The 5,098-nt window shown below is 59.4% G+C and carries 5 protein-coding genes; 3 read left to right on the top strand and 2 right to left on the bottom strand.

The features are described from left to right. Positions 1-32: 32 nt before the first annotated feature. Both ACH2EH_RS08850 and ACH2EH_RS08855 read right to left on the bottom strand, forming a co-directional pair. Positions 33-917 (bottom strand): ParB/RepB/Spo0J family partition protein, encoded by an 885-nt coding sequence (locus ACH2EH_RS08850; protein ID WP_395140868.1) that lies wholly within the window; start codon positions 915-917, stop codon positions 33-35. A 76-nt stretch (positions 918-993) separates the two neighbouring features. After that, positions 994-2,262: a Gfo/Idh/MocA family protein gene (locus ACH2EH_RS08855; protein WP_395140870.1), complete on the bottom strand. Its 1,269-nt coding sequence runs from the start codon at positions 2,260-2,262 to the stop codon at positions 994-996. Positions 2,263-2,304: 42 nt separating this feature from the next. Between ACH2EH_RS08855 and ACH2EH_RS08860 the strand changes: the two genes are divergently transcribed. From ACH2EH_RS08860 to ACH2EH_RS08870, 3 genes are all read left to right on the top strand, one after another. Then, positions 2,305-2,907, top strand: coding sequence for a hypothetical protein (locus tag ACH2EH_RS08860; protein ID WP_395140872.1), 603 nt, complete (start codon positions 2,305-2,307; stop codon positions 2,905-2,907). Between the two features lie 109 nt (positions 2,908-3,016). Further along, positions 3,017-4,213 (top strand): L-rhamnose isomerase, encoded by a 1,197-nt coding sequence (gene rhaI, locus ACH2EH_RS08865; protein WP_395140874.1) that lies wholly within the window; start codon positions 3,017-3,019, stop codon positions 4,211-4,213. A gap of 55 nt (positions 4,214-4,268) precedes the next feature. Further along, the coding region (locus tag ACH2EH_RS08870; protein WP_395140876.1) for an RNA polymerase sigma factor at positions 4,269-5,098 on the top strand (830 nt) is incomplete at its 3' end.

Raw genomic sequence — 5,098 nt, forward strand, 5'->3', positions numbered from 1 at the left:
CTACTGCAGACGCCGGTTTCAACCGACGGAGTTTACGAGCGCTGGGCGGCTTTGACCTCGGCGAGTTTTTCGTCTATGGCCTTGCGCGCCGCCGTGAGCTTTTCTTCAAGCAGTGGCAGATCGGCAGCCGAGGCGCGCTCTAGCTTGATCTCTTCGAGCATCGCAGGGATTTTCTCGACGATCTTGGCCATGCCGCGCCCAGCACTGAAAGTGGTGTCGTCGCGCTTGCCGAGCAGGCTAGGGAGCTCCATCACGGGGGCGGCAAGAATCTCATCGGCGAGGGCGGGGCTCTCGCGGATGGCTTTGGCCACTTTCCCGGTATCATCGGCGGAGAGTTTTTCGCCCTTGATCTTCTCGACTAAGTGCGCCTGCAAGTCCGGCAGCTCGTTGAGCTGGCGCAGAAATCGCCCGTGCTTCTCGGTGAGGTTACCGTCGGCGGGGCGGTTAGGTGACGAGATAATCTGCTCGGAGATCGCTTCAGGCAGATCCAATAAGTCGAGCAAATAGCCCACGGTGCGCTCGGAGATTCCCAGACGCTGCCCGATTTCTTTATTGGTTGCGCCCAGAGTTTGCTTGAGCTGTGTGAATGCCTTTGCCTTATCCAGTGGCGTTAAGTCCTCACGCTGGAGGTTCTCCACAAGCTGCTCGGCCATCTTCTCGGGCGTCTCATCGGCGAGGCTGCGCACGATGCAGGCTAGCTCTAGCAGTCCGGCCTGCTGCGACGCGCGCCAGCGGCGCTCACCCGTAACAATACGGTAGGCATCCACACCCTCCAGCGCGATCACGGTGATGGGGTTGAGCAGCCCATGCTGACGAATCGAGTCCGCCAGACCCGCCAGAGCCGCTTCGTCTAGCACCTTACGGGGCTGGTCAGGATCCTCAATCACTTTCTCAATCGCAATAAACTTCAGTTCCAAAATATACTCTCCGGCAATCTATTCTTTTCTGGCAAGCAGATGTTCGCTATTATACCGCCGATTGAAATCGCCGTCTCTAAGGGTGCACCCAGGGCTTTCTGTACGGGCGGTGCAGGAGCTTGTTGGCGGTATCGTCCCCGGCGATGCGTTGGGTTTGGACGTCCCAGGTGAGTGTCCGCCCGGTTTGTTGCGCGAGGTTGGCCAGGATGCAGCTTGCCGTGGAGATATGGCCCTCCTCAATGTCTGCGACGGGCTTGCTACGCGCCTGGACGGCTTTGAGCCAGTCGGCCATGTGGTAGCGAATAGCCGGGGCGACGTGCTTTTCTAAGTCTTTTTCCGTCTTGTCGTCGGGGAACTGCTCTAGCTCAAAAGTGACGTCTTTATGGACGGCGGGGCCACGGCTGGGGAGAAAGTCGTAGCCATTGACACTGGCCTTGAGCACGCCTTTCTCGCCGTAGAAAATCGCGGACCAGGGGTACTTGGCATCGGGTGCATCCCCCCAGCTTCTATGCTGCCAGAGCACTTGCGTCTCGCCAAAATCGAAGCTTGCCGTCTGAGTATCGGTGATGTTGGCGATACTGGCCTTGTCCATAAAAATGCCCCCTGAGGACGACACGCTCTTGGGCCAGCCGAGGCCCAGCATCCAGCGGGTCATGTCGAGCATGTGCACGCACATGTCCCCAACAATGCCATTGCCGTACTCCATAAACGCCCGCCAGCTTCTGGGATGGGCAATCGGGTTGTAGGGCAGCAACGGTGCGGGACCCGTCCACATTTCCCAGTCCAGATTTTCCGGCGGCGTGGTGTTGGCGGCACGGCTCGACGAGCGCATATGATAGTAGCAGCACGTCTCCACCAGCCCGATCTTGCCCAGCTTGCCCTCGCGCAGAAGCTCCCGCGCCTCGACCAGATGCGGCGTACTTCTTCGCTGCGTCCCGATCTGCACCACTCTTTTATGTTTTCGCGCCGCCGCGAGCATTGCCTGACCCTCGGCAATATCCACGGAGATCGGCTTCTGGCAGTAGATATCCGCCCCCGCCTCCATCGCGGCGATCGCCTGGAGCGCGTGCCAGTGGTCGGGAGTCCCGATAATGACCAGCTCCGGCTTGGTCTCTTTGAGCAGTGTTCTATAGTCCGCAAAAGTCGCAGGGCGCTTCTTCGACGCTTGCTTGCTCGCCACCAAGTCCGCCGCCTCAGAGAGCATCCTCTTGTCCACATCGCACAGCGCGACAACGTCTGCATTTGGGGCAACTTGTAGCAGCCGGAAAAGATCACACTTACCGTACCACCCGGCCCCAATCAGCGCGACACGGGGCTTATAGTCCTGAAACTCTCGAAAACTCATGGAGCGATTTTACCCGCCGCCGGTTGGAAACCGGCGTCTCCAATGGCGCTTCGCGCCGCGAAGCCCGTGCCGGGCTATAATTGGGTTAAGATGGCCAATCGTTGCTCACTCTATGCTCTCGATTTTGTCCCCGGTGAAGGGGCAAAGACAAAACCCCTACTTCTTGGAGAGTATGCCTACGATATTCCGCTTGCCTTCAAGCTGCTGGTCTCGGCATCACCACGAATTTGCCCTTCGTTTGATTGGCCCGACGAAGGCGAAGTTGCGATCCTGGGAGAGTTGGCACAAGGGCGCGAGCGGCTTTTTGTGTTTTTTGACCAGCTTACTCATCCGCATGCTCAGCCTCTGATTGAGGAAACGAAAGCGTTTCTCGCACGCCCGGTGCTTCAGTTACCCTACGTTCTGCTGGAGCCGCTCGATATTTTTCAGATGACTGACCTAGGCTTTGATTCTCAGATCGGCGAGCTTTTGGATGAAATACAGCACTTAGATGAACACCTTCCAACCCAAATCGAAACGACTTTGAAAGCTTTGCAAGCTCCTGTACAAACTTCCTCAAAGCGTCTCTGGCCTTGGCAAAAGCCGTCGAAACCCCGCGACTCGCTTCAGCCTCTCTACGATCTTGGTCTTGGAAGCTGGGGATAAAGCAGGCAAATTCCCAGCCCGGCACGGGCTTCGTGGCGCTTGCGCCATTGCAGACGCCGATTTCCAATCGGCGGCAGGAAAACGCCCCGCACGCCACGAATCAACGGGCATGAGCACTGAGACAAATCAAGAGCAAATCCGCGCCGCGCTGCGCGCCCTTCCTATCGAGCTGCCCTCCTGGGGCTTTGCCAATGCGGGTACCCGTTTTGGAGCCTTTCCCGAGCCGGGAGTTGCCCGTGATATCTACGAGAAGATAGAGGATGCCGCGACGGTGCATCGCTTGACGGGTGTCTGTCCGACCGTTGCCGTGCATATTCCGTGGGACTTGCCGCCCGTGGGCAAGACGTGGGCCGATATTGCGGATTTTGCGAAAAGTGAGGGGGTCGCCATTGGGGCGATCAACCCGAATCTCTTTCAGGATCATGCCTACAAGCTTGGCTCGGTCTGTAACCCCGATGCTAAAATTCGTAAGAAAGCCGTCGCGCATCTCGAAGAGTGCGCCGAGATCATGAAGGTGACGGGTAGCAAACTCCTGAGCATCTGGCTGGCTGATGGGACGAACTACCCCGGCCAGGATGATATTAAATCCCGCCGCCAGCGGCTTATTGACTCACTTGCTGAGGGCTACGCCGCGATGCCATCGGATGGTGAGATGCTGGTGGAGTACAAACTCTTCGAGCCCGCGTTCTACCACACCGATCTGGCCGACTGGGGCACGAGCTACACAGTCTGCCAGAAGCTGGGCGAGCGGGCGAAAGTGCTCGTGGACACAGGGCACCACGGCCACTACACCAATATCGAGTTTATCGTCGCCACGCTGATTTCTGAGGGCCGCCTCGGGGGCTTCCACTTCAACGATAGGCGCTACGCCGACGATGACCTGATTGTCGGGAGCGCCAACCCCTACGCGCTGTTCTGCATCTTTCATGAGCTGATCAACGGCAACGACGGTAAAACTGCGTTCCAGACAGCGTATATGTTGGATCAGAGCCACACCGTGGAGAAGAAGATCGAGGCCATGGTGCTGAGTGTTCTCAATGTGCAGACCGCCTACGCCAAGGCGCTCTTGGTGGACCGCGCCGCCCTCGCCGGGCTGCAAGTCGCAGGGGATGTCATGGGTGCTCATGCCATCCTCCGTGATGCCTACGAGACCGATGTCCGCCCGATTCTGGCCGCCACGCGCGAGGAGATCGGTCGCCCCGCCGACCCGCTCAAGGCCCTCGCCACGGATGAAATTGTCAAAGAGCGCCGTGCCCGCCGCCAAGTCGAGCCCGCCCGCGCCAGCGGTGCCGGGCTTGGTGCGTAGAGCGAACCCAGGGAGAAAAGAGTCCTTGCGTTGCGGCAGCAAGGAAGGTTTTCCTATGAATCGTAGCGATACCGAGCTAATCCGCCTGGCCCGTGCGGGAGAAAATGAGGCGTTTGCTGTCCTCTGGCACCGCTACGAGCCACAGGTAATGACTCTCTGCCGACGCTACCTTGCCGGAGGGGCGGTGGACCCCGTGGTGGATCCTGCGGATATCGCCACGGAGACCTTTATCCGTGCCCTCCATGCTTTGGATCGCTACGAAGACCGTACCGCCACAGGAGTGGGTTTCGAGGCCTGGCTCCTGGAGATTGCCAAGCGCCTGTGTCTCAAAGTGCGGGAGCGGTTTCGTCGGCGGCAGCAGTGGCATGGCGGGCTCCCCCACGAGCTCTGGGAGGAGCGGCCCGGCGCGATTCCTCTCGTCCAGGAGATGATTGAGGAGCGTGAGCTACTCCAGTTCGTGGCGGAGGCGATCAATGCACTCCCCCATCTCTACCGGCAGCCCTTCAAACTCTTTTTGGAGGAGTATTCCCACAAAGAGATCGCGGCGCAACTTGGGATTCGCGTGGAGACAGCCATGCAACGCATCCACCGTGCCCGCCGCCAACTCCAGCCACAACTTGCCCCTTTCCTGGCGCTTGCCGTCGCCGAGCGCGCCCTGACCGAGATTGTCCACGATGCCCGGATTATCACCGTGGCTCTGCCCAGTGGGGGAGAACTCCAGCTTTGCCTACGGGGTGAGTCGCGCCTTGTCTCTCAGGAAGCGGAGATCGCTACGCGGCGGCGACAGCTCCAGCGCCACCCTCGCGCCTGGAAGCCCTTTCTGGAGTTTGCCCAGCTCTGCTACCGCGCCGGACACTGGAAAGAGGCACGGGATGCCTACCAGGA

This window comes from Armatimonas sp. (assembly GCF_043760365.1).
In the GTDB taxonomy this organism is placed as follows: domain Bacteria; phylum Armatimonadota; class Armatimonadia; order Armatimonadales; family Armatimonadaceae; genus Armatimonas.